A 22,330-nucleotide genomic window follows, 5' to 3' on the forward strand; every position below is an offset into this window, starting at 1 on the left:
GGGCACTGAACCCTACTGACAAAAAATGATCGCTGCCGGGAGACACATGATGTTCAGCAAGCAAGACCAGATCCAGGGTTACGACGACGCGCTGCTGGCGGCGATGAATGCCGAAGAACAACGTCAGGAAGATCATATCGAGCTGATCGCTTCGGAAAACTACACCAGCAAGCGCGTGATGCAGGCCCAGGGCAGCGGCCTCACCAACAAATACGCCGAAGGCTATCCGGGCAAGCGCTACTACGGTGGCTGCGAACACGTCGACAAGGTCGAGGCGCTGGCTATCGAGCGCGCCAAGCAGCTGTTCGGTGCCGATTACGCCAACGTCCAGCCGCACTCCGGTTCGTCGGCCAACAGCGCTGTATACCTGGCCTTGCTGCAAGCCGGTGACACCATTCTGGGCATGAGCCTGGCCCATGGTGGCCACCTGACCCACGGCGCCAAGGTCTCGTCCTCGGGCAAGCTGTACAACGCGGTGCAATACGGCATCGACACCGACACCGGCCTGATCGACTACGACGAAGTCGAGCGCCTGGCGGTCGAGCATCAGCCGAAGATGATCGTTGCTGGTTTCTCCGCGTACTCCAAGACCCTCGACTTCCCGCGCTTCCGCGCTATTGCCGACAAGGTGGGTGCGCTGCTGTTCGTCGACATGGCCCACGTTGCTGGCCTGGTTGCCGCTGGCCTGTACCCGAACCCGCTGCCGTATGCCGACGTGGTCACCACCACTACTCACAAGACCCTGCGCGGTCCACGTGGCGGCCTGATCCTGGCCAAGGCCAACCCGGACATCGAGAAAAAGCTCAACGCGGCGGTATTCCCCGGCGCCCAGGGCGGCCCGCTGATGCACGTCATCGCCGGCAAGGCAGTGTGCTTCAAGGAAGCGCAGGAGCCTGGCTTCAAGCAGTACCAGCAGCAGGTCATCGACAACGCCCAGGCCATGGCCGAAGTGTTCATCAAGCGCGGTTATGACGTGGTGTCCGGCGGTACCGACAACCACCTGTTCCTGGTCAGCCTGATCCGTCAGGGCCTGACCGGCAAGGACGCTGACGCAGCCCTGGGCCGCGCGCACATCACTGTCAACAAGAACGCCGTACCCAACGACCCGCAGTCGCCGTTCGTTACCTCGGGCCTGCGCATCGGCACCCCGGCGGTCACAACCCGCGGTTTCAAGGTGGCTCAGTGCGTGGCACTGGCCGGCTGGATCTGCGATGTCCTCGACAACCTGGGCGACGCCGACGTCGAAGCCGACGTTGCCAAGCAGGTCGCCGCACTGTGCGCCGACTTCCCGGTTTACCGCTGAGTGGAGTAACAGACAATGGAACGCTATTCGGGCTTCGGCCTTTTCAAACACTCCCTCAGCCACCACGAAAACTGGCAGCGCATGTGGCGCACGCCGACCCCGAAAAAGGTCTATGACGTGGTGATTGTAGGCGGCGGCGGGCATGGCCTGGCGACGGCTTACTACCTGGCCAAGGTGCACGGCATCACCAACGTTGCCGTGGTCGAAAAAGGCTGGCTGGGCGGCGGCAACACCGCGCGCAACACCACCATCGTGCGCTCCAACTACCTGTGGGACGAGTCGGCCAAGCTCTACGAGCACGCCATGAAACTGTGGGAAGGCCTGTCGCAGGACATCAACTACAACGTGATGTTCTCCCAGCGCGGCGTCTACAACCTCTGCCACACCCTGCAGGACATCCGTGATTCGGAGCGTCGAGTCAGCGCCAACCGCCTCAACGGCGTCGACGGCGAGCTGCTCAATACCGACCAGGTCGCGGCCGAGATCCCGTACCTGGACTGCTCGAAGAACACCCGCTACCCGATCCTCGGTGCAACCGTTCAGCGCCGTGGTGGTGTGGCCCGTCACGATGCCGTGGCGTGGGGCTTTGCCCGCGCTGCCGACGCCCTCGGCGTCGACCTGATTCAACAGACCGAAGTGACCGGTTTCCGCAAGGAAAACGGCGCGGTGATCGGTGTCGAGACCAACAAGGGCTTCATCGGCGCCAAGCGCGTCGGCGTGGTCACTGCCGGTAACTCCGGGCACATGGCGCGCCTGGCTGGCTTCCGTCTGCCGCTCGAGTCGCACCCGCTGCAGGCGCTGGTTTCCGAGCCGATCAAGCCAATCATCGACAGCGTGATCATGTCCAACGCGGTACACGGCTACATCAGCCAGTCGGACAAAGGCGACCTGGTCATCGGCGCCGGTATCGACAGCTGGGTTGGCTACGGCCAGCGCGGTTCGTACCCGGTGATCGAGCACACCCTGCAGGCGATCGTCGAGATGTTCCCGATCCTCTCGCGGGTACGCATGAACCGCCAATGGGGCGGCATCGTCGACACCTGCCCGGACGCCTGCCCGATCATCTCCAAGACCCCGGTGAAGAACCTGTTCTTCAACTGCGGTTGGGGCACCGGCGGCTTCAAGGCCACCCCAGGCTCAGGCAACGTGTTTGCCGCAAGCCTGGCCAAAGGCGAAATGCACCCACTGGCTGCGCCATTCTCCATCGACCGCTTCTACAACGGTGCGCTGATCGATGAACACGGCGCTGCGGCCGTCGCCCACTAATCGGAGACAATCGTCATGTTGCATATTTTCTGTCCCCACTGCGGCGAGCTGCGCTCCGAAGAAGAGTTTCACGCCTCAGGCCAGGCCCATATTGCCCGCCCGCTCGATCCGGCGGCCTGCTCCGACGAGGAGTGGGGTACCTACATGTTCTTCCGCGACAACCCGCGTGGCATTCACCACGAACTGTGGGATCACGTCGCCGGTTGCCGCCAGTATTTCAACGTCACCCGCGACACCGTGACCTACGAAATTCTGGAAACCTACAAGATCGGCGAAAAGCCGCAGATCACTGCCGCCAGCAAGGCTAGCGCCGCGCCGTCGACCGTCAAAGGCCTGGGGGAAAAAGTATGAGCCAGAGTTATCGCCTTGCCAGCGGCGGCCGTGTCAACCGCGGCAAAGTCCTCAATTTCAGCTTCAACGGCAAGACCTATCAGGGTTACGAAGGTGACAGCCTGGCTGCCGCGTTGCTCGCCAACGGCGTCGATGTGGTCGGCCGCAGCTTCAAGTATTCGCGGCCTCGCGGGATCATTGCAGCCGGCACCGAAGAGCCGAATGCGATCCTGCAGATCGGTTCCAGCGAAGCCACCCAGATCCCCAACGTGCGCGCCACTCAGCAGCCGCTGTATGCCGGCCTGGTCGCGACCAGCACCAACGGCTGGCCGAACGTCAACAACGACGTGATGGGCATCCTTGGCAAGGTCGGTGGCAGCATGATGCCGCCGGGCTTCTACTACAAAACCTTCATGTACCCGAAATCGTTCTGGATGACTTACGAGAAGTACATCCGCAAAGCCGCCGGCCTCGGTCGTGCGCCGCTGCAGAACGATCCGGACAGCTACGACTACATGAACCACCACTGCGACGTGCTGATCGTCGGTGCTGGCCCTGCCGGCCTGGCCGCAGCGCTGGCCGCTGGCCGCAGCGGTGCGCGGGTGATCATCGCCGATGAGCAGGAAGAGTTCGGCGGCAGCCTGCTCGACAGTCGTGAGACTCTCGATGGCAAGCCTGCCACCGACTGGGTCGCGGCTACCGTGGCCGAGCTGCAAGGCATGGCCGAAGTGCTGGTACTGCCACGCGCTACCGTCAACGGCTACCACGACCATAACTTCCTGACCATCCACGAGCGCCTGACCGACCACCTAGGTGACCGCGCGCCGATTGGCCAGGTGCGTCATCGCGTCCACCGCGTGCGTGCCAAGCAAGTTGTGCTGGCGGCTGGCGCCCACGAGCGTCCGCTGGTGTACGGCAACAACGATGTGCCGGGCAACATGCTCGCCGGCGCTGTATCGACCTACGTGCGTCGCTACGGCGTGGCGCCTGGGCGCAAGCTGGTGCTGTCGACCAACAACGACCACGCCTATCGCGTTGCGCTGGACTGGCACGATGCCGGCCTGCAAGTGGTCGCGATCGCCGATGCACGCCACAACCCACGCGGTTCGCTGGTGGAAGAAGCACGCGCCAAGGGCATTCGCATCCTCACCTCCAGCGCTGTGGTTGAAGCGACTGGCAGCAAGCATGTGACCGGTGCGCGGGTTGCCGCCATTGACGCCCAGGCGTTCACCGTGACCAGCCCTGGCGAAACCCTGGCCTGCGACCTGATTGCGACCTCCGGCGGCTACAGCCCGATCGTCCACCTGGCCTCGCACCTTGGCGGGCGTCCGGTATGGCGTGAAGACATCCTCGGTTTCGTCCCGGGTGATGCGCCGCAAAAGCGCGTCTGTGTTGGCGGCATGAATGGCGTCTACCCGCTTGGTGATGTCCTGGCCGATGGTTTTGAAGGTGGCGTGCGCGCCGCTACCGAAGCCGGCTTCAAGGCCGTGGTCGGTACCCTGCCCAAAGCCGTCCAGCGCACCGAGGAGCCTACCCTGGCCTTGTTCCAGGTGCCGCATGACAAAGGCACTCGTGGGCCGAAGCAGTTCGTTGACCAGCAGAACGACGTCACCGCTGCCGGCATCGAGCTGGCGACCCGTGAAGGCTTTGAGTCGGTCGAACACGTCAAGCGCTACACCGCGCTGGGCTTTGGTACCGACCAGGGCAAGCTGGGCAACATCAACGGCCTGGCCATCGCCGCCCGTTCGCTGGGTATCAGCATTGCGCAGATGGGCACCACCATGTTCCGCCCCAACTACACGCCGGTTACCTTCGGTGCGGTAGCGGGTCGTCACTGTGGTCACCTGTTCGAGCCGGTACGCTTCACCGCACTGCATTCCTGGCACGTTAAAAACGGCGCCGAGTTCGAGGATGTCGGCCAGTGGAAACGTCCGTGGTATTTCCCAAAACCCGGTGAAGACATCCATGCCGCCGTTGAGCGTGAGTGCAAGGCCGTGCGCGACAGCGTCGGCCTGCTGGACGCCTCGACCCTGGGCAAGATCGACATTCAAGGCCCGGATGCGCGTGAGTTCCTCAACCGTATCTACACCAACGCCTGGACCAAGCTCGATGTGGGCAAGGCCCGTTATGGCCTGATGTGCAAGGAAGACGGCATGGTCTTCGACGACGGCGTGACCGCCTGCGTCGGCGACAACCACTTCATCATGACCACCACGACCGGCGGCGCAGCGCGCGTGCTGGGCTGGATGGAGCTGTACCTGCAGACCGAATGGCCGGAACTGAAGGTGTACTTCACCTCGGTCACCGACCACTGGGCAACCATGACCTTGTCTGGCCCCAACAGCCGCAAGCTGCTGGCCGAGATCAGCGACATCGACCTGGACAAGGACGCCTTCCCGTTCATGACCTGGAAGGAAGGCACCGTTGGCGGCGTGCCGGCGCGGGTGTTCCGCATCTCGTTCACCGGTGAGCTGTCGTACGAAGTCAACGTCCAGGCCAACTACGCCATGGGTGTGCTGGAGAAGATCGTTGCGGCTGGCAAACAGTACAACCTGACCCCGTATGGCACCGAGACCATGCACGTGCTGCGTGCCGAGAAGGGCTTCATCATCGTTGGCCAGGATACCGATGGCTCGATGAACGCCGACGACCTCAACATGAGCTGGTGTGTCGGACGCAACAAGCCGTACTCGTGGATCGGCCTGCGTGGCATGAACCGCGAGGACTGCCTGCGCGAAGACCGCAAGCAACTGGTCGGGCTCAAGCCGATCAACCCTAAACAGTGGCTGCCGGAAGGCGCTCAGCTGGTGTTCGATCCGAAGCAGCCGATCCCGATGGACATGGTCGGTCACGTCACCTCCAGCTATGCCTCCAACTCCCTCGGCTATTCGTTCGCCATGGGTGTGGTCAAGGGTGGTCTCAAGCGCATGGGTGAGCGGGTGTATTCGCCGCAGGCCGATGGCAGCGTGATCGAAGCAGAGATTGTGTCTTCGGTGTTCTTCGATCCGAAGGGTGAGCGGCAGAACGTCTGACGCCAGACCGATGCTCAACTCTCGTGGCCGCGGCCGAGCGCCGCTGCCACGCCTGAACACAAGAATTCAAGGCAGGTAACAATGAGCGCTATCAACGTCTTCCAGCAAAACCCCGGCGCCGAGGCCAAGGCCCAGACGCCGCTGCATCATGCAGACCTCGCCAGCCTGGTGGGCAAGGGCCGCAACAACGCAGGCGTGACCCTGCGCGAGAAAAAACTGCTTGGTCATCTGACCTTGCGTGGCGACGGCCATGATCCGGCCTTTGCCAGCGGTGTACACAAGGCCCTCGGCCTGGAGCTGCCGGTAGCCCTGACCGTGGTCGCGAAGGGCGAGACCTCGCTGCAGTGGGTTGGCCCGGATGAGTGGCTGCTGATCGTCCCGGGCGGGCAGGAGTTTGTGGTCGAGCAGCAACTGCGCGACGCCCTCGCGGGCTTGCACATTCAGGTGGTCAATGTCAGCGGCGGGCAGACCCTGCTCGAGTTGCAGGGCGCCAACGTGCGCGACGTGCTGATGAAATCCACCAGCTATGATGTACATCCAAACAACTTCCCGGTGGGCAAAGCGGTCGGCACGGTGTTCGCCAAGTCGCAGCTGGTGATCCGCCGCACCGGTGAAGATACCTGGGAACTGGTGATTCGCCGCAGCTTCGCCGATTACTGGTGGATGTGGCTGCAGGACGCCTCGGCTGAATACGGCCTGAGCATCGAAGCCTAAGGAGAGACACATGAGTCGGGCACCGGATACCTGGATTCTCACCGCCGACTGCCCGAGCATGCTCGGCACGGTCGATGTGGTGACGCGGTTTCTCTACGAGCAGCGTTGCTATGTCACCGAGCACCACTCCTTCGATGATCGGCTGTCGGGGCGCTTCTTCATTCGCGTCGAGTTCCGCCAGCCAGATGATTTCGATGAGGCGGGTTTTCGTGATGGCCTGGCCGAGCGCAGCGATGCGTTTGGCATGACCTTCGAGCTGACCGCGCCCAATCACCGCCCCAAGGTGGTGATCATGGTGTCCAAGGCCGATCACTGCCTGAACGACCTGTTGTACCGTCAGCGCATTGGTCAGCTAGCGATGGACGTGGTCGCGGTGATCTCTAATCACCCCGATCTCGAGCCATTGGCTCATTGGCACAAGATCCCGTATTACCACTTCGCCCTCGACCCCAAGGACAAGCCTGCGCAAGAGCGCAAGGTGCTGCAGGTGATCGAGGAGAGTGGTGCCGAGCTGGTGATTCTTGCGCGCTACATGCAGGTGCTGTCGCCTGAACTGTGCCGTCGCCTGGATGGCTGGGCGATCAACATTCATCACTCGTTGCTGCCTGGGTTCAAGGGTGCCAAGCCGTATCACCAGGCTTACAACAAGGGTGTGAAGATGGTCGGTGCCACGGCGCACTACATCAACAACGACCTGGATGAAGGGCCGATCATTGCCCAGGGGGTCGAAGTGGTCGATCACAGTCACTATCCCGAAGACCTGATTGCCAAGGGGCGTGATATCGAAGGCCTGACCTTGGCGCGGGCGGTGGGGTATCACATTGAACGGCGGGTGTTTCTCAACGCCAATCGGACGGTGGTGCTCTGAGATCGTCGGGGCCGCCTTGCGGCCCTCTCGCGACACTAGGCCGCTCCTACAAAGACCGCGTAGTTTGGGCCGACGCGGTCCTTGTAGGAGCGGCCTTGTGTCGCGAAAGGGGCGCAAAGCGCCCCCGGCTATCTCCAGACCCACCTGACGCCTGCGGGCAAGCCACTGTCGTTTCCAGTCACGGCATTTCCCCGCCACAAGCCCACAATTCCCCCATTCCAGTAACACATGCCGCCCATGGATGGCGGCGCTTCAACCAACGCTGCATAAGTACAAATCAAGCGAGGTAAGAGCATGTCTGGTAACCGTGGAGTGGTGTATCTCGGCGGCGGTAAAGTCGAGGTGCGGAACATCGACTACCCCAAAATGCAGGACCCACGCGGCAAGAAGATCGAGCACGGTGTGATCCTCAAGGTGGTCTCCACCAATATCTGCGGCTCCGACCAGCACATGGTTCGTGGCCGTACCACCGCCCAGGTCGGGCTGGTGCTGGGCCACGAGATCACCGGTGAAATCATCGAGATGGGCCGTGACGTCGAGCGGATGAAAATCGGCGACCTGGTCTCGGTACCGTTCAACGTTGCCTGCGGCCGCTGCCGCTCGTGCAAAGAGATGCACACCGGCGTCTGCCTCACCGTCAACCCGGCCCGCGCCGGTGGCGCCTACGGCTATGTCGACATGGGTGACTGGACCGGCGGCCAGGCCGAATACGTGCTGGTGCCCTACGCCGACTTCAACCTGCTGAAACTGCCGGATCGCGACAAGGCCATGGAGAAGATCCGTGACCTGACGTGCCTGTCCGATATTCTGCCTACCGGCTACCACGGCGCCGTGACCGCCGGCGTTGGCCCTGGCAGTACCGTGTATGTCGCCGGTGCCGGCCCGGTCGGGCTGGCTGCCGCCGCGTCGGCCCGGTTGCTGGGCGCCGCCTGCGTGATCGTCGGCGACCTCAACCCGGCCCGCCTGGCGCACGCCAAGTCGCAAGGCTTCGAGGTGGTCGACCTGTCCAAGGACACCCCGCTGCACGAGCAGATCGTCGACATCCTCGGCGAGCCGGAAGTGGATTGCGCCGTTGACGCGGTCGGCTTCGAGGCGCGCGGCCATGGCCACGAGGGCGCCAAGCATGAAGCGCCGGCCACCGTGCTGAACTCGCTGATGCAGGTCACCCGCGTTGCCGGCAACATCGGTATCCCCGGGCTGTACGTGACCGAAGACCCGGGCGCGGTGGATGCCGCGGCCAAGATCGGCGCGCTGAGCATCCGCTTTGGCCTGGGCTGGGCGAAATCGCACAGCTTCCACACCGGCCAGACCCCGACCATGAAGTACAACCGCCAGCTGATGCAGGCGATCATGTGGGACCGGATCAATATTGCTGAAGTGGTGGGCGTGCAGGTGATCAGCCTGGATCAGGCGCCGGAAGGCTATGGCGAGTTTGATGCTGGGGTGCCGAAGAAGTTTGTGATTGATCCGCATAAGACGTTTAGTGCGGCGTGATGTGACATCGAGAAAAAAGCCCCTTTTCAGGGGCTTTTTTTAGGGGAGGTCGGGATGATTGGCAGGGTGAATGTCAGGATTTGTTCTGATGCTCGATCCCTAGACCGCAGGTGACCTGTCGGCTAGCGCGTTGGCTGCTAAAAGCTCCGTACCTTGTGTGGCCTCTGAATGCCGCTCGGCAAGCGGCATATCAGCGCCGCGCAGGATTGTGCGGGTTTGGGTGCCTTGTTTGACGGAGGCGAGGGTGCCGCCTTGATAATAGTATAAGTTGCTGTTTTTGATCTTCATCGTTTGTCCTCGCAAACCCCAGTATTCATCCGCTGATAGATGCTGTGCAGCCGTAATGATAATAGGATTAAGTCTGTCTTAGCTCTGCAATGGCCGCAATTATCTTATCCCTATCGGCAGTAAAGTCTCTTGATTTCACGTTGTAATAGGCTTCCTTGTCGTAGGCCAAATTTGCCTTGCTTGTATAGAAGCGCCACATGTCAGAGCCGTTGACGTATTGGTTGGCACTGGCTTGGTAAATTGTGTATTCACTGTTGGCTTTATCAGCTTTTACGTGCTGGCGTTCAATGTAGCTGTCGTACTTCTTGACGCGAGCTTCTAATTTACTTAAAAGGGGTGCGGTCGCTGTGATTCTTATCTCTCTCTGTTTGGGGTAATCTCTGAGAGTCTCATCGTAACTGGGTAGCGTCTCGCCGGGCACGGCATATTTCTTTTTTTTCGCCTTTGAGTAGCTGGGTAATCCTCCCGTAGCCGCGTTTTTTACATGTTTGGGTAGTTTGGGTGCGAACAAGCGACCGAACAGTCGGAAGTGTCCAGACGGGTCGGTGAAGTTTACAGGGTCTGCACCGCAGTAAGCGTAGCTGTTGAGGCCCCCCTTGCCAAACGGACTGAGGCTGTCTGGCGATAAGAAGCGCATGAGGCGAGGATTATGTGAACGATAACCATTGCCTAGGATATAAAGCTCTGCCGGATCAATGCGCTCACCATTGAATCCCAGGAGTGACAGGGTTGAGGGCTGTGATGCGGAGTGCCCATAGGCGGTGTAAGGGAGGCTCTCCAGTTGCTGGTCAGTTTTTACCTGGAGCACTGATCCATTGCCATCGGTAGTCAGGAACCTCACGGGTTCGCTGTCACAGTTTAATTGCTCTGCCAAGGCTGTATCGAGGCTACGGAATACGCTGTGATTTTGCGTGCCTTGTTTTACGGTGGCGAGTTTGTCGTCCTGATGAAAGTACAGGCGGTCGCCCGCATTGGTTTTGGTCATTAGTGCATGCTCATGTGAGTTGCCTGCGATCTTGGTGCAGGGGGAGTTTGCTCCAGTGTCGGGCGAGTGAATGAGCGGGCACAACTGGCAAAAGTACTAGTTCTGTTTGGCGTGCTTTCTGAATTCCCGCTTTAGAATGCAAAGCTTCCTGCGCACGGTTGGTAGTCATACATGGCCTGAGGAAATGCCCTGTGGGAACTCGGTTAATTAGATGGCTGTTTATGGCAGTGGTACGCAGGAGTCAGTGCGGCCTGCCAGGGTTGCCTTGTGACTTGGTTTTCCGCCCAGCGTGCAGCTGCCACCCCGATGTGGACGGGTCGGCTGCCCTGAGCAAGTGGGGTTCAGCGAATCGGATTGTGTCCCTCAGATTGCTGGGGCCGCCGCGCGGCCCTTTCGCGACACAAGGCCGCTCCTACAAGTACGGCGCTGCCTTGAGCCTTGCGCTGTATCTGTAGGAGCGGCCTTGTGTCGCGAAAGGGCTGCGCAGCAGCCCCGGCAATCTGCCGTCAAGCTGGAAGCCCGAAAACCACCCCCGCTGGATGAAAACGGCCCGATACCCGGCCCGGAACAAACCTCCAAACCCCCAGTCGAATGCCTCGTTTCCCAGGCCATTCCGGCCGACGAGGTCCCCCCGATGAAAGCGTTCACCCTGGCAACCCTGATGACCCTGGCCGCAACGCCAGCGTTCGCCTTCAACTTCAGCGACGCCGCCAATGCCGTGTCCGCCGCGCAAAGCCAGCAGTCACAAGGCAAAGTGCAGGCACCCGCCGAATCGGCCAATCTGCTCAACACCCTGGGCAGCGAATTGAACATCACCCCCGAACAGGCCGTGGGCGGCGCCGGGGCAATGCTCGGCCTGGCGCGCAACAACCTCAGCAGCGACGACTACGGCCAGTTGACCAAGGCCGTGCCCGGCCTGGACCTGCTCTCCGGCGCCAACGCCCTCGGTGGCCTCAGTGGCCTGGGCGAATTGCTCGGCAAGAACAGCGACAAACAATCGGCCCTGAGCAACGCGCTGGGCAACAACGTCGAAGACCGCAGCGATCTGGACAGCGCCTTCAAGGCCCTGGGCATGGATACCGGCATGATCGGCCAGTTCGCCCCGCTGATTCTCCAGTACCTCGGTCAACAAGGCATCGCCGGTTCGCTACTGCAGAACCTGGGTAGCCTGTGGACCACTCCGGCGCCTGCAACAACCCCTTCGGTTTGATCAGGTTCTAAGGCGTTCGGCGGCGTCGCGAAGCTCGAATAGCCGTTGGCGCCTGTTGCCGATTTGCTCGCCGATGCTTCTCAGTTTTGCTGATATCAGTTTGCCTGGCGGGCGTCTGGCTTGGGGCGAACTCCCGGAGTAATTCAAAGCCCCTACATAGTGGTGCTCCAGTTTTTCAAGCTCAGCGTAGATATTCCCTGACGCTCTCGAGAGCGCCATCCTTTGTTTGAAGATGGACTGGGCCGTTGGTGCTGCCACCAAGGCGGTCGGGGTATCCGTTTTCACATCACTGCGACCCGGCGTGTCAGCGATGCGTACTGACTTTTTCGGTCGGTCAGCGCGCTTCTCTTTTATCAATATGGAGCGCAGGGGTTCTATCGATGCGTCTTTGCCGGGCAGTTTCTTGACCGGTTGCGGGGTGGAACGTTTTGCGGAAGCCAAGCCCATTTCTTTTATCCGGGCTTGCAGAAGCTCTGCTAACGACCCTTGCTGATGCCCTGTCGGGTCTGAATAGTTGACGGGGTCGCCCGCACAGTAGCCATAAGCATTGATGCCACCTTCCTCGAACGGACTCAGACTGTCAGGTGCGAGGAAGCGCATCAGTACCGGGCTATAAGCGCGATACCCCTGGCCCAGCAGGTAGTTGCCGGTCAGTGGCTCGGGAGGTTCACCCGCGAACCCAAGTCGCGGCGCCGCAGGCTGTGACCGAGCGTCATGGCCATAGGCGGTATAGATGCAAGTGGCTGCGCCAAGGCCGCCGTGCGTCTTCAACACGGACTTCTGGCTGTCCGTTATCAACAGCTGAATGTCCATGCCCGAGTGGCTGTCGCGCCGCTCAGCCAGCGGCTGACCGGCCCCCTGCAGTAGCTTCCAGTTCTGGTTGCCGGTGATCTCGAGATTGATCTGTCCGCTTTGGTAGAAGTTAAGGCGTTTGTTCACGGGGCTGGCCTCGCAGGCGCTGAGTCTTTGATCAGCTCAGTTTCCCGGCCTGCGAGATGTTGCATAACTGGCAGAAGTGTTAGGGCGCTTCCTACGTTCCTGTCCGTCTACGGCTGATGGACATTGATCCCCTCCCACAAGCGCACATCCTGTGGGAGCGGGCTTGCCCCGCGAAGAGGCCGGCTCAGCCGCTGCAAGCCTCAGCGCATCTCGGCGCGCAACTGCTCGATGCGCTGGTCCTTCTCGACCCACAGCTGGTTCACCCAGGCCTGCACGGTCTCGCGAAACACCGGGTCGTTCTCGTAATCGCCCGCCCACAACGCCGGGTCCAGCTCATGCACGCGAATGTCGATAATCACCCGGCTGATGCTGCCATTGAGCAGGGCCCAGAAGCCCGGCGCCTGGTCGCCCGGGTAGACGATGGTCACATCCAGCAGAGCGTCGAGCTGTTCGCCCAGCGCCGCCAGCACGAACGCCACGCCACCGGCCTTGGGCTTGAGCAAGTGCTTGTACGGCGACTGCTGTTCAAGGCGCTTGGCCTCGCTGAAGCGCGTGCCCTCAAGGTAGTTGACCACGGTCACCGGCTGGCGCTTGAACAGCTCGCAGGCGGCCTTGGTGATTTCCAGGTCCTTGCCCTTGAGCTCCGGGTGCTTGGCCAGAAACGCCTTGCTGTAGCGCTTCATGAACGGGTAGTCCAGGCCCCACCAGGCCAGGCCCAGCAGCGGCACCCAGATCAGTTCCTTCTTGAGGAAGAACTTGAAGAACGGCACCCGGCGGTTGAGGCTTTCGATCAGCGCCGGGATATCGACCCAGCTCTGGTGGTTGCTCACGCACAGGTAGGAGGTGTCCTGGCGCAGCTTGTCGACGCCGCGGATATCCCACTGGGTAGGGATGCACAGGGCGAAAATGACCTTGTCGATCTCCGACCAGGTCTCGGCCATCCACATCACGCCTGCAGACGCATAGTCACGGCCTCGGCCCGGCAGCACCAGCTTGAGCAGGGCGAAGACCATCAACGGGCAGATCATCACCACGGTGTTGAGCAATAGCAGAATGGTTGTGAGGATGCCGGTCAGCAGGCGACGCATAAGGAGACTCTTGTTGTGTGAAATAAGCGGTCGACAATGATAAGTGTGGTTATCGCCTACGCCAAACCTCCAATGGCCTACGACCGGGACAAATGTTTCACATTATGTTGGATAAGCTCTTGCGACGAACCTATCGCGCTTGTGCAGTCTAAGCACTGTCCCGTCTCAAGGAAGTTAGCCCGTGAAACCACTGCTTGCCCTGTTATCGCTGCTCGCCCTGCCGGTCATGGCCGCCGAGCCGACCCTGTATGGTCGCTACGAGTACATCAGCCTGCCGGAGATCGGCGGTGAAACGCTCAAGGCCAAGATGGACACCGGTGCGCTGACAGCCTCGTTGTCGGCCAAGGATATCGAGCGCTTTACCCGTGATGGCGAGGACTGGGTGCGCTTCAAGCTGGCAACCAAGGATGCCGATGGCAAGGTCTACGAGCACAAGGTTGCGCGCATCAGCAAGATCAAGAGCCGCGCCGACGAGGATGATGAGGAAGGCGACAGCGCAGAGGCGGCACGCCGGCCGGTGGTCGACCTGGAACTGTGCCTGGGCGGCGAGAAGCGCACCGTCGAGGTCAACCTGACCGACCGCAGCAGCTTCAACTACCCCTTGCTGATTGGCGCCAAGGCGTTGCGCGAGTTCAAGGCGGCGGTAAACCCCGCGCGCAGGTTTACCGCTGGCAAGCCTGAGTGCTGACGGAGCAGCTTCAAGCTGCGAGCCACAAGCTGCAAGAAACAGCGGATCGGTGTAAGTTCACGCGATCCGCTTCTAGTTGAAGCTTGCAGCTTGAGGCTTGTCGCCAAGAATGCCCCATATCCTCATCGTCGAAGATGAATCCTCCATCGCCGACACCCTGATCTACGCCCTGCAAGCCGACGGCCACAGCACCGAGTGGGTGACCCTGGGTAGCGCCGCCGTCGAGCGCCAGCGCCTGCAGCCGGCCGACCTGGTCATTCTCGACATCGGCCTGCCCGACATCAGTGGCTTTGAAACCTGCCGCCAGCTGCGCCGCTTCAGCGAAGTGCCGGTGATGTTTCTCAGCGCCCGCGACGCCGAGATCGATCGGGTGCTGGGCCTGGAGATCGGTGCCGACGATTACGTGGTCAAACCGTTCAGCCCCCGCGAAGTGGCCGCGCGGGTGCGGGCGATACTCAAGCGCATGGCGCCGCGCAGCGAAACGCCCGCTGTGGCGACGCTGTTTCAGGTCGACACGCTGCGCATGCAGATCGTTTACCGCAGTGTCAGCCTGGCCCTGACCCGTCACGAGTTTCGCCTGCTGCAGTGCTTGCTTGAGCAGCCGCAGCGGGTGTTCAGCCGCGAGCAGTTGCTCGACGCGCTGGGGGTAGCGGCGGACGCTGGCTACGAGCGCACCATCGACAGCCATATCAAGAGCCTGCGCGCCAAGCTGCGCCAGGTCGCCGCTGACGCCGAGCCGATCCAGACCCATCGCGGCCTGGGCTACAGCTACAGCCCGGAACACGCCTGATGCGCCTGGGTATTCGGATCTTTCTGGTGTACTTCCTGTTTGTCGGGCTGGCTGGCTATTTTTTGCTCAATACCGTGCGTGAGCAGATTCGCCCGGTGGTGCGCCAGGCTTCCGAAGAAACCCTGGTCGACACCGCCAACCTGCTGGCGGAGATCCTCCACGACGACGTCAAGGCCGGGACCCTTGGCCAGAGCCGCTTGCCGCAGTTGCTTGAATCGTACGGTCAGCGCCGCCCCGGCGCGCAGATCTGGGGGCTGGCGAAGAATCAGGTCAGCCACCGCATCTACGTGACCGACGCCAATGGCATCGTCCTGCTCGACTCGGCCGGGGTCGATCTGGGCAAGGATTACTCACGCTGGAACGACGTCTACCTGACCCTGCACGGGCAATACGGTGCGCGCTCTTCACGCAGCGATCCGGATGACGAAAGCACCTCGGTGATGCACGTCGCGGCGCCGATCATGGATGCCGGCAAGATCATCGGCGTGGTCACCGTGGCCAAGCCCAACAGCTCGCTGCAGCCGTACATCGACCGCGCCGAGCGGCGCCTGCTCAATCTTGGGCTGGGCTTGATCATCCTCGGCCTGCTGGTCGGTGCGCTGTTGTCGTGGTGGCTGGCGCGCTCGCTGCGCAGGCTCACCCACTACGCCCAGGCGGTCAGCGAGGGTCAGCGCGCGGCGTTGCCGCATTACAAGGGCGGCGAGCTCGAGCAACTCGCCACCGCAGTCGAGCGGATGCGTACCGAGCTTGCCGGCAAGGCCTATGTCGAGCGCTATGTGCATACCCTGACCCACGAGCTGAAAAGCCCGCTGGCGGCGATTCGTGGCGCCTCCGAGCTGCTGCAGGGCGACATGCCCGCCGAGCAGCGGCTGCGTTTTGCCAGCAATATCGAACGTGAGAGCGGGCGCTTGCAGCAGATGATCGAACGCTTGCTGAATCTCGCCCAGGTCGAGCAGATGCAGGCTCTGGAGGATGAGCAGGAGGTGGCGCTGGCGGTGCTGGTCGACGAGTTGCTGCTGGCCCACGCAGCGCGTATCGACAGCGCTGGCTTGCAAGTGCGCCAGCGCGTGCCAGCGGCGGTGCGGTTGCGTTGTGATCCGTACCTGATGCGCCAGGCGTTGGCCAACCTGCTCGAGAATGCACTGGACTTCACCCCGGCGGGTGGGACTTTGCTGTTCGAGCTGGAGCAGGGCGGCGAGCGGGTCGCGTTGAGCCTGTTCAACCAGGGTGAGGCAATTCCGCAATACGCGATAGGGCGCGTCAGCGAGCGCTTCTATTCGCTGCCGCGACCAGGCAGTGGGCGCAAGAGCAGCGGTCTGGGGCTGAATTTTGTCGCCGAGGTGATGCAGCTGCATGGTGGCGAGTTGGCGGTGGATAACGTCGAAGGCGGCGTGCGGGTGAGGTTGTGGCTGCCGCTGCGGCGCGTCTGTTGAATTGCTGGGGCCGCTTCGCGACCCTCTCGCGACACAAGGCCGCTCCTACAGGATCCGCGTGAACCTGACATGACGCGGCCCCTGTAGGAGCGGCCTTGTGTCGCGAAAGGCCAGCGTAGCTGGCCCGGCGGTGTCGGCGGTGAAGCTGGTAACTGCAACTCACCACAGTATCTCCACGCAATCTCCACATTGGCTCCCTGCTGGCTCCACAGGTGCGGCACAGACTGTGCCCATCGCCAACGGAGCCTCCACCCATGAACAAGACCCTGAGTTTCAAGCTCGGCATGATCGCCTTGCTGATGTTGCTGCTGTTGATACCGCTGCTGATGATCGGTGGCCTGATCGAGGACCGGCAGAACCTGCGCGACAATGTGCTGGCCGACATCGCCCAGAGCTCAAGCTTCGATCAGCTGATCTCCGGCCCACTGCTGGTGGTGCCGTACCGCAAGTACGAGCGGCGCTGGATCGACAAGGACGGCCAGAGCGTACAGGAGACGGTCACCGTTAACGGCCAGTTGTACTTCCTGCCGGAGACGTTCGACGCTGACATCAACATCGATACCGAACTGCGCGCCCGCGGCATCTATCAGGCGCGGCTGTTCCACGCCAAGAGTCAGATAGCCGGGCGGTTCAAGCTGCCCGAGCGTTGGGGCATCGACAAGGACTATGAGGATTACCGTTTCGACAAGCCGTTCCTGGTGGTTGGCATCAGCGACATCCGCGGCATCGAGAGCAACCTGGAACTGCAGCTGGACGATCAACGCCTGCCTTTCGCTGCAGGTACTGGCCTGGACTGGATGCGTGGCGGTGTGCACGTGCCGTTGCCGCAGTTCGATGGCCACCAGGCGCGCGAGTTCACCTATGGCTTCGAGCTTGCCCTGCAAGGCACCGGGCAGCTGTACGTGCTGCCGATCGGGCGCAGCAGCAGTGTCGACATGCAGGCCAACTGGCCGCACCCAAGCTTTGTCGGCAGTTACTTGCCAAGCCGGCGCGAGATCAGCGGTGAGGGCTTCAAGGCCCATTGGCAGACCTCGTTCTTTGCCACCAACCTGGAAGATGCCCTGCGCCAGTGTGCGACGGTCGCCGACTGTAGTGAGTACAAGCAGCGCACCTTTGGCGTGAGCTTTGTCGACCCGGTCGACCAGTACCTCAAGAGCGAGCGGGCGATCAAATATGCGCTGCTGTTCATTGCTCTGACCTTTGCCGGATTCTTCCTCTTCGAGGTGCTGAAAAACCTCAGCGTGCACCCGGTGCAGTACGTGCTGGTTGGCGTGGCGTTGGCGTTCTTCTACCTGCTTTTGCTGTCACTGTCCGAGCACCTGGGCTTTGGCGCTGCCTATGGTTTGTCGGCGTCGGCTTGTGTGCTGCTGATCGGCTTCTACCTCAGCCACGTGCTGCGCAGTGTCTGGCGCGGGTTGGGCTTCGCTGGCGGGTTGGCGGTGCTCTACGCGATGTTGTTCGGGTTGCTCAGCGCCGAGGACTACGCGCTGTTGATGGGCTCGCTGCTGTGCTTTGGCTTGCTCGGCGTATTCATGGTCCTGACCCGGCGCCTGGACTGGTCGCGGGTGGGGAGGTCGGCATGAGGGAGGAACGTGAGCTGGGGCGCCGGCTGGCGCTGCAGATCGGCCTGCTGTTTGCGCCAGGCCAGCGCTGAAAGAGGGGCCGCATTGCGGCCCCTTTTGCCGTCGTCAGGCAGCTGGCGCAGTGGCGCGCAGCGAAGGCCGCTGCGACACTTCGGCGTACCAGGCCGCCAGGCCGGGCTGGCGCTCACGCCAGCCGAACTCAGGCTGGCGCAGGTCCAGATAACCCAGCGCGCAGGCGACGCCGATGGCGACCATGTCGAACCCGGAGATCAGCTCGGCCAGGTGCTCCTGCTCCAGGTTGGCCAGGCTGCGGCGGATCTTCTCGCTCTGCGCTTCGAGCCAGCCATCCCAGCGCCTGTCCTGCGGGCGCAGGAAGCTCTCGTAGCGGCTCGATACCGCCGCATCCATGATCGCATCGGCCTGCGCCGCCAGGGTCAGCCGGCGCCAGCGGGCCGAGCCCTCACGCGGGATCAGCGGGGTGCCGACGTGCTGGCTGTCGAGGTACTCGCAGATCACCCGGCTGTCATGCAGCACAGTGCCGTCTTCCAGGCGCAAGGCCGGGATCTTGCCGATCGGGTTGTCCTGATTGAGTTGCGCGTCGCCAGCCACCGGGCTGATATTCACTGCCTGCAACTGTACCCGCGGCAGTTGCCCGGTTTCGTGCAGCACCACCATGACCTTGCGCACGAACGGCGACAGCGGCGAGTGGAACAGGGTCATCGTGCTCATGGCCGGGCCTCAGTTGCCTTGCAGGCTGGGCGGCAGGCACACGCCGGTGCCAGCGATGCCGCAGTAGCCGTTGGGGTTCTTGGCCAGATATTGCTGGTGGTAGGCCTCGGCGAAGTACACCGTTGGCGCCTGCTCGATCTCGGTGGTGATCGGGCCAAAGCCGGCCTTGTCCAGCTCAGCCTGGTAGGCCGCTTTGCTCGCGTTGGCTTGCTCGAGCTGCTCGGGGCTGGTGCAGAAGATCGCCGAACGGTACTGGGTGCCGACGTCGTTGCCCTGGCGCATGCCCTGGGTCGGGTTGTGCAGCTCCCAGAACATCGCCAGCAGCTCCTGATAGCTGACCTTGTCCTTGTCGAACACGACCAGCACCACTTCGGTGTGGCCGGTCAGGCCCGAGCAGACTTCTTCGTAGGTTGGGTTCAGAGTGAAGCCGCCGGCATAGCCGACCACCGTGCTGACCACGCCTTCGCGCTGCCAGAAGCGGCGCTCGGCGCCCCAGAAGCAACCGAGGCCAAAGATGGCGAAATCGACGTTCTGGAAGAACGGCCCAAGCAGCGGCGTCTCGTTGAAGACGTAATGCATCTCGGGCAGGCTCATCGGCGTCTCGCGGCCAGGCAGGGCCTGTTCCGCAGTAGGCAGGACGTTTTTGTTCACCAGGATTTCCGAACGCAGGACCATGGCCGCTCCTCTGTATATTCAGTAGATGTAGGCAGGGGCCGTCAGCGCGCTGCTGCGGCCCGAATGACTTGTATAGTGCCCGAGACTGAGCGCGCTGTCAGGCCACTGGTCCGCGCGGGTAGCGCTTGAGGCGCTCAACCAGTTCGCGGCCGGGGATTGGCCGATCGAACAGGTAGCCCTGGCCGACGTCACAGCGATGGCGGCGCAGGAAGGCCAGCTGCGCAGGGGTCTCGATGCCCTCGGCGACTACCTTGAGCTTGAGGTTGTGGGCCATGGCCACCACCGCCGAGGTGATTTCCATGTCGTCCTGGTTGTCCGGGATTTCGTTGATGAAGCTGCGGTCGATCTTGATGATATCGATCGGGAATTTCTTCAGGTAGCTCAGCGACGAGTAGCCGGTACCAAAGTCGTCCATCGCCAGTGTCAGCCCCAATGTCTTCAGTTCGATCAGCTGGCGGTGGGTGTCTTCGGTTGCCTCAAGCAGCAAGCCTTCGGTCAGCTCCAGTTCCAGCAAGTGCGAAGGCAGGCCTTCTTCCTTGATGATCGAGCCGATCGAGCTGACCAGCTCCGGATCGGAAAACTGCTTGGGTGAAAGGTTGATGGCGACGTGCAGGTCACCCAGGCCAGCGGCGCTCAGTTCAAGGCTCATGCGGCACGACTGGCGCACCACCCACTTGCCGATGGGGATGATCAGGCCGGTTTCTTCGGCCACGCTGATGAACTGATCCGGGCGGATCATGCCGCGCTCCGGGTGGTTCCAGCGCAGCAACGCTTCCAGCCCGAGGAGGCGCCCGCTGCGCAGGCACAGCTTGGGCTGGTAGAACACCTCCAGCTCGTTCTGGGTCAGGGCGCGGCGCAGGTTGTTCTCGACGAACAGCTTGTAGCTGGCTTCGGCGTTGAGCACTTCGGTGAACACCTGCACCTGATGCTTGCCGTTGGCCTTGGCCTTGTGCAGGGCGAGGCCGGCGTTTTTCATCAGGGTCTGCGGGTCGCTGCCGTGCAGCGGCGCGCAGGCCAGGCCGACCGAGGCGGTGACGTTGATCAGCTGATTGTCGACGAACATCGGCTTGTCGAGGGTGCGCAGCAGTTGCAGGGCAATGCTCTGGCCGCCCTCCAGGCTGGTGTGGTCGAGCAGCACGGCAAATTCGTTACTGGCAAAGCGCGCAAGGATGCCGCCGACGGTCAGACTGTTGCGCAGGCGTCGGGCCAGGCTCACGAGCAGCTTGTCGCCGGTCTGGTGACCAAGGCTGTCGTTGATCCGCTTGAAGTTGTCGATGTCGACCAGCAGCAGGCACAGCGAACTGGCGCTGTCGCGGCTGAAGCGCTCATCGAGGTTGCGAATGAACGCCGGGCGGTTGCCCAGGTTGGTCAGGTTGTCGGTGTAGGCCAGGCGCTCGATGCGCTGCTGAGCCAGCTTGCTCTGGGTAACGTCTTCGTAGATGCCGATGTAGTGGGTCAACTCGCGGTTGTCGCCGTACACCTTGGAAATCGACAGCTGACCCCAGTAAGGTTCGAGGTTCTTGCGCCGGCTCTTGAATTCGCCCTGCCAGCTGTTGCCCATATCCAGGCTCGACGGCGAATCGAACAGCAGTTCGCTGAGGTTTTCCAGGGCCGGCAGCTCGGACAGGCGATGGCCCTGGACCTCATCGGTGCTGTACTGGGTGATCGCGGTGAAACTTGGGTTGACGTACTCGACCACGCCGTCGCGGTTGACCAGCAAAAAGGCGCTGGCGCTCTGCTCGACCGCGCGCTGGAACAGGTGCAACGCGCTGGCAGCGGTACGCCGGTTGTGGTTGGTGATGACCTGGGCGAACTGGTCGGCGAGCTCGCCTGCAAAAGCGATTTCATCCGACTGCCAGGCCCGCGGCATGCCGGTTTGCTCCAGGCACAGCACGCCGACTACCTGGCCGTCGACGCGGATACTGGCGTCGAGCATGGCGTTGTCGGAGGCCGGGAACAGGCTCTGCGCCATGTCGCGGGTGCGCGGGTCGTGGCTGGCGTTGTGCGCGTCGATGGCGCGGCTGGCATGCAGCGCTTCGATGTAGTCGGGGAACTGGCTGGCGTCGATCGGGGCCGGTAGGCGGTGCTCCTGGTCAAGCCGGTACCAAGCGGTAATCGGCTCCAGCTGCTGGTCATGCAGGTACCAGATGCTCGAGCAGTCGACGTTGTAGATTTCACAGGCGCTGCGGGTGATCAGCTCGGCGGCTTCGAGCAGCGAGTTGTCGGCGCTGTAGCGCTGCCGCGCCAGGCGCAGAATCAAGTCTTGCTGGGCTCGTACCCGCTCCAGATGCTCTAGCTGTTCCTGCTGCGCGCGCTGGTTCAGCTGCAGAGCGATCTGCAGGCGGTTGTTGCGGGTTTCCAGGTCGCTGGCGGTCATGTTGATGCTGTCTTCGGCGTGATCATCGAGCACTGTCAGGTACCCGCGCAGCAGCTGCCGGCCATGCTGCTTGTAGACTTCGCCGCACTCCAGCAAACGCAATGGCGCCGGGCCAACGTGCAGGGTGTAGCGCACCCGGTAATGACCACGGCGCGACAGCTGCAGCTGGATCTCGTCATGCAGGCGATAGCGTGCTTCGGGCTCCATCAGGCTGGCATACGGCGAGCTGACCAACGCGCACAGCTCAGCGGCAGGCAAGCCGAATTGGCGGTCGCAGTTGGGGTCCAGGTAGAGCATCGCCCAGTTGGCTTCGTTGAGCCTTTCGAAACGCAGCATGCCCAGCCGCGAGGGCACGGGTAGCTGGGTCACGACCTCGGCCGCCACTCGGGTCGCGGCATCGGGTTGGCTTTTCATCGAAGACTCGCTTGAAGAGGGTGACAGGGCCTGGCAGGCAGCGCATCTGGCAAGGTTGCATCATGTCCCGAAGGCTGGCAAGCGGCCATGTCGGGCTATTGGCAGTTTATCGGCAGGGGTGTGA

The 22,330-nt window shown here is 62.2% G+C and carries 19 protein-coding genes; 12 read left to right on the forward strand and 7 right to left on the reverse strand.

Annotated features, from left to right (window positions below; translation table 11 throughout):
• Positions 1 to 49: 49 nt before the first annotated feature.
• The 7 genes from glyA (at position 50) to fdhA (ending at position 9,007) form a co-directional block, all read left to right on the forward strand.
• Positions 50 to 1,303, forward strand: coding sequence for a serine hydroxymethyltransferase (glyA, locus tag M2396_RS18185; protein ID WP_188036804.1), 1,254 nt, complete (start codon positions 50 to 52; stop codon positions 1,301 to 1,303).
• Positions 1,304 to 1,318: 15 nt separating this feature from the next.
• Positions 1,319 to 2,569: a sarcosine oxidase subunit beta family protein gene (locus M2396_RS18190; RefSeq protein ID WP_101322468.1), complete on the forward strand. Its 1,251-nt coding sequence runs from the start codon at positions 1,319 to 1,321 to the stop codon at positions 2,567 to 2,569.
• Between the two features lie 15 nt (positions 2,570 to 2,584).
• Entirely contained in the window at positions 2,585 to 2,920 is a 336-nt protein-coding gene (locus M2396_RS18195; protein WP_101322467.1) for a sarcosine oxidase subunit delta, read from the forward strand.
• Positions 2,917 to 5,931: a sarcosine oxidase subunit alpha gene (locus tag M2396_RS18200; RefSeq protein WP_220632685.1), complete on the forward strand. Its 3,015-nt coding sequence runs from the start codon at positions 2,917 to 2,919 to the stop codon at positions 5,929 to 5,931. The genes M2396_RS18195 and M2396_RS18200 overlap by 4 nt, the downstream gene beginning before the upstream one ends.
• An 81-nt stretch (positions 5,932 to 6,012) precedes the next feature.
• The gene (locus M2396_RS18205; RefSeq protein WP_220632684.1) at positions 6,013 to 6,645 is read left to right on the forward strand and encodes a sarcosine oxidase subunit gamma; all 633 of its coding nucleotides are present in this window, start codon (positions 6,013 to 6,015) and stop codon (positions 6,643 to 6,645) included.
• A 10-nt stretch (positions 6,646 to 6,655) separates the two neighbouring features.
• Positions 6,656 to 7,513, forward strand: coding sequence for a formyltetrahydrofolate deformylase (gene purU, locus M2396_RS18210; RefSeq protein ID WP_101322464.1), 858 nt, complete (start codon positions 6,656 to 6,658; stop codon positions 7,511 to 7,513).
• Between the two features lie 294 nt (positions 7,514 to 7,807).
• Positions 7,808 to 9,007, forward strand: a complete 1,200-nt coding sequence (fdhA, locus tag M2396_RS18215; RefSeq protein ID WP_119137581.1) for a formaldehyde dehydrogenase, glutathione-independent — start codon at positions 7,808 to 7,810, stop codon at positions 9,005 to 9,007.
• Between the two features lie 99 nt (positions 9,008 to 9,106).
• On the opposite strand, the gene M2396_RS18220 is transcribed toward fdhA, so the two are convergent.
• Positions 9,107 to 9,295, reverse strand: a complete 189-nt coding sequence (locus M2396_RS18220) for a hypothetical protein (protein WP_259076839.1) — start codon at positions 9,293 to 9,295, stop codon at positions 9,107 to 9,109.
• A 67-nt stretch (positions 9,296 to 9,362) separates the two neighbouring features.
• The gene (locus M2396_RS18225) at positions 9,363 to 10,280 is read right to left on the reverse strand and encodes an RHS repeat-associated core domain-containing protein (RefSeq protein ID WP_259076841.1); all 918 of its coding nucleotides are present in this window, start codon (positions 10,278 to 10,280) and stop codon (positions 9,363 to 9,365) included.
• A 634-nt stretch (positions 10,281 to 10,914) separates the two neighbouring features.
• On the opposite strand from M2396_RS18225, the gene M2396_RS18230 reads away from it, so the two are divergent.
• The gene (locus M2396_RS18230; RefSeq protein WP_101322460.1) at positions 10,915 to 11,490 is read left to right on the forward strand and encodes a DUF2780 domain-containing protein; all 576 of its coding nucleotides are present in this window, start codon (positions 10,915 to 10,917) and stop codon (positions 11,488 to 11,490) included.
• On the opposite strand, the gene M2396_RS18235 is transcribed toward M2396_RS18230, so the two are convergent.
• Complete coding sequence (locus M2396_RS18235) at positions 11,491 to 12,429, reverse strand: RHS repeat-associated core domain-containing protein (RefSeq protein ID WP_259076842.1); 939 nt, start codon at positions 12,427 to 12,429, stop codon at positions 11,491 to 11,493.
• Positions 12,430 to 12,629: 200 nt separating this feature from the next.
• Positions 12,630 to 13,517 carry an acyltransferase gene (locus tag M2396_RS18240; RefSeq protein WP_101322458.1) on the reverse strand — a complete coding sequence of 296 codons (888 nt, stop codon included), beginning with the start codon at positions 13,515 to 13,517 and terminating at the stop codon, positions 12,630 to 12,632.
• 181 nt (positions 13,518 to 13,698) lie between these two features.
• On the opposite strand from M2396_RS18240, the gene M2396_RS18245 reads away from it, so the two are divergent.
• The 4 genes from M2396_RS18245 (at position 13,699) to creD (ending at position 18,011) form a co-directional block, all read left to right on the forward strand.
• A complete protein-coding gene (locus tag M2396_RS18245; protein WP_220632682.1) occupies positions 13,699 to 14,205 on the forward strand; it encodes an ATP-dependent zinc protease in 507 nt (168 codons plus the stop codon).
• Between the two features lie 109 nt (positions 14,206 to 14,314).
• Complete coding sequence (gene creB / locus M2396_RS18250) at positions 14,315 to 14,995, forward strand: two-component system response regulator CreB (RefSeq protein WP_259076845.1); 681 nt, start codon at positions 14,315 to 14,317, stop codon at positions 14,993 to 14,995.
• The gene (gene creC / locus M2396_RS18255) at positions 14,995 to 16,428 is read left to right on the forward strand and encodes a two-component system sensor histidine kinase CreC (protein ID WP_181089461.1); all 1,434 of its coding nucleotides are present in this window, start codon (positions 14,995 to 14,997) and stop codon (positions 16,426 to 16,428) included. The genes creB and creC overlap by 1 nt, the downstream gene beginning before the upstream one ends.
• Before the next feature lie 254 nt (positions 16,429 to 16,682).
• Positions 16,683 to 18,011 carry a cell envelope integrity protein CreD gene (gene creD / locus M2396_RS18260; RefSeq protein WP_150572830.1) on the forward strand — a complete coding sequence of 443 codons (1,329 nt, stop codon included), beginning with the start codon at positions 16,683 to 16,685 and terminating at the stop codon, positions 18,009 to 18,011.
• Between the two features lie 105 nt (positions 18,012 to 18,116).
• Here creD and M2396_RS18265 read toward each other — a convergent pair whose 3' ends face one another.
• The 3 genes from M2396_RS18265 to M2396_RS18275 form a co-directional block, all read right to left on the reverse strand.
• The gene (locus M2396_RS18265) at positions 18,117 to 18,740 is read right to left on the reverse strand and encodes a glutathione S-transferase (protein WP_259076850.1); all 624 of its coding nucleotides are present in this window, start codon (positions 18,738 to 18,740) and stop codon (positions 18,117 to 18,119) included.
• A gap of 9 nt (positions 18,741 to 18,749) precedes the next feature.
• Positions 18,750 to 19,415 carry a peptide-methionine (S)-S-oxide reductase MsrA gene (msrA, locus tag M2396_RS18270; protein WP_259076853.1) on the reverse strand — a complete coding sequence of 222 codons (666 nt, stop codon included), beginning with the start codon at positions 19,413 to 19,415 and terminating at the stop codon, positions 18,750 to 18,752.
• 97 nt (positions 19,416 to 19,512) lie between these two features.
• Positions 19,513 to 22,206, reverse strand: a complete 2,694-nt coding sequence (locus M2396_RS18275; RefSeq protein WP_220632679.1) for a bifunctional diguanylate cyclase/phosphodiesterase — start codon at positions 22,204 to 22,206, stop codon at positions 19,513 to 19,515.
• Positions 22,207 to 22,330: the final 124 nt, after the last annotated feature.

This window comes from Pseudomonas sp. BIGb0278, from assembly GCF_024809895.1.
GTDB lineage: Bacteria > Pseudomonadota > Gammaproteobacteria > Pseudomonadales > Pseudomonadaceae > Aquipseudomonas > Aquipseudomonas shirazensis.

Excerpts from the sequence above, each read along its gene's own strand:
- glyA (WP_188036804.1), top strand. The coding sequence starts at position 50 with ATGTTCAGCAAGCAAGACCAGATCCAGGGTTACGACGACGCGCTGCTG.
- M2396_RS18190 (WP_101322468.1), top strand. The coding sequence starts at position 1,319 with ATGGAACGCTATTCGGGCTTCGGCCTTTTCAAACACTCCCTCAGCCAC.
- M2396_RS18195 (WP_101322467.1), top strand. The coding sequence starts at position 2,585 with ATGTTGCATATTTTCTGTCCCCACTGCGGCGAGCTGCGCTCCGAAGAA.
- M2396_RS18200 (WP_220632685.1), top strand. The coding sequence starts at position 2,917 with ATGAGCCAGAGTTATCGCCTTGCCAGCGGCGGCCGTGTCAACCGCGGC.
- M2396_RS18205 (WP_220632684.1), top strand. The coding sequence starts at position 6,013 with ATGAGCGCTATCAACGTCTTCCAGCAAAACCCCGGCGCCGAGGCCAAG.
- purU (WP_101322464.1), top strand. The coding sequence starts at position 6,656 with ATGAGTCGGGCACCGGATACCTGGATTCTCACCGCCGACTGCCCGAGC.
- fdhA (WP_119137581.1), top strand. The coding sequence starts at position 7,808 with ATGTCTGGTAACCGTGGAGTGGTGTATCTCGGCGGCGGTAAAGTCGAG.
- M2396_RS18220 (WP_259076839.1), bottom strand. The coding sequence starts at position 9,295 with ATGAAGATCAAAAACAGCAACTTATACTATTATCAAGGCGGCACCCTC.
- M2396_RS18225 (WP_259076841.1), bottom strand. The coding sequence starts at position 10,280 with ATGACCAAAACCAATGCGGGCGACCGCCTGTACTTTCATCAGGACGAC.
- M2396_RS18230 (WP_101322460.1), top strand. The coding sequence starts at position 10,915 with ATGAAAGCGTTCACCCTGGCAACCCTGATGACCCTGGCCGCAACGCCA.
- M2396_RS18240 (WP_101322458.1), bottom strand. The coding sequence starts at position 13,517 with ATGCGTCGCCTGCTGACCGGCATCCTCACAACCATTCTGCTATTGCTC.
- creB (WP_259076845.1), top strand. The coding sequence starts at position 14,315 with ATGCCCCATATCCTCATCGTCGAAGATGAATCCTCCATCGCCGACACC.
- creC (WP_181089461.1), top strand. The coding sequence starts at position 14,995 with ATGCGCCTGGGTATTCGGATCTTTCTGGTGTACTTCCTGTTTGTCGGG.
- creD (WP_150572830.1), top strand. The coding sequence starts at position 16,683 with ATGAACAAGACCCTGAGTTTCAAGCTCGGCATGATCGCCTTGCTGATG.
- M2396_RS18265 (WP_259076850.1), bottom strand. The coding sequence starts at position 18,740 with ATGAGCACGATGACCCTGTTCCACTCGCCGCTGTCGCCGTTCGTGCGC.
- msrA (WP_259076853.1), bottom strand. The coding sequence starts at position 19,415 with ATGGTCCTGCGTTCGGAAATCCTGGTGAACAAAAACGTCCTGCCTACT.
- M2396_RS18275 (WP_220632679.1), bottom strand. The coding sequence starts at position 22,206 with ATGAAAAGCCAACCCGATGCCGCGACCCGAGTGGCGGCCGAGGTCGTG.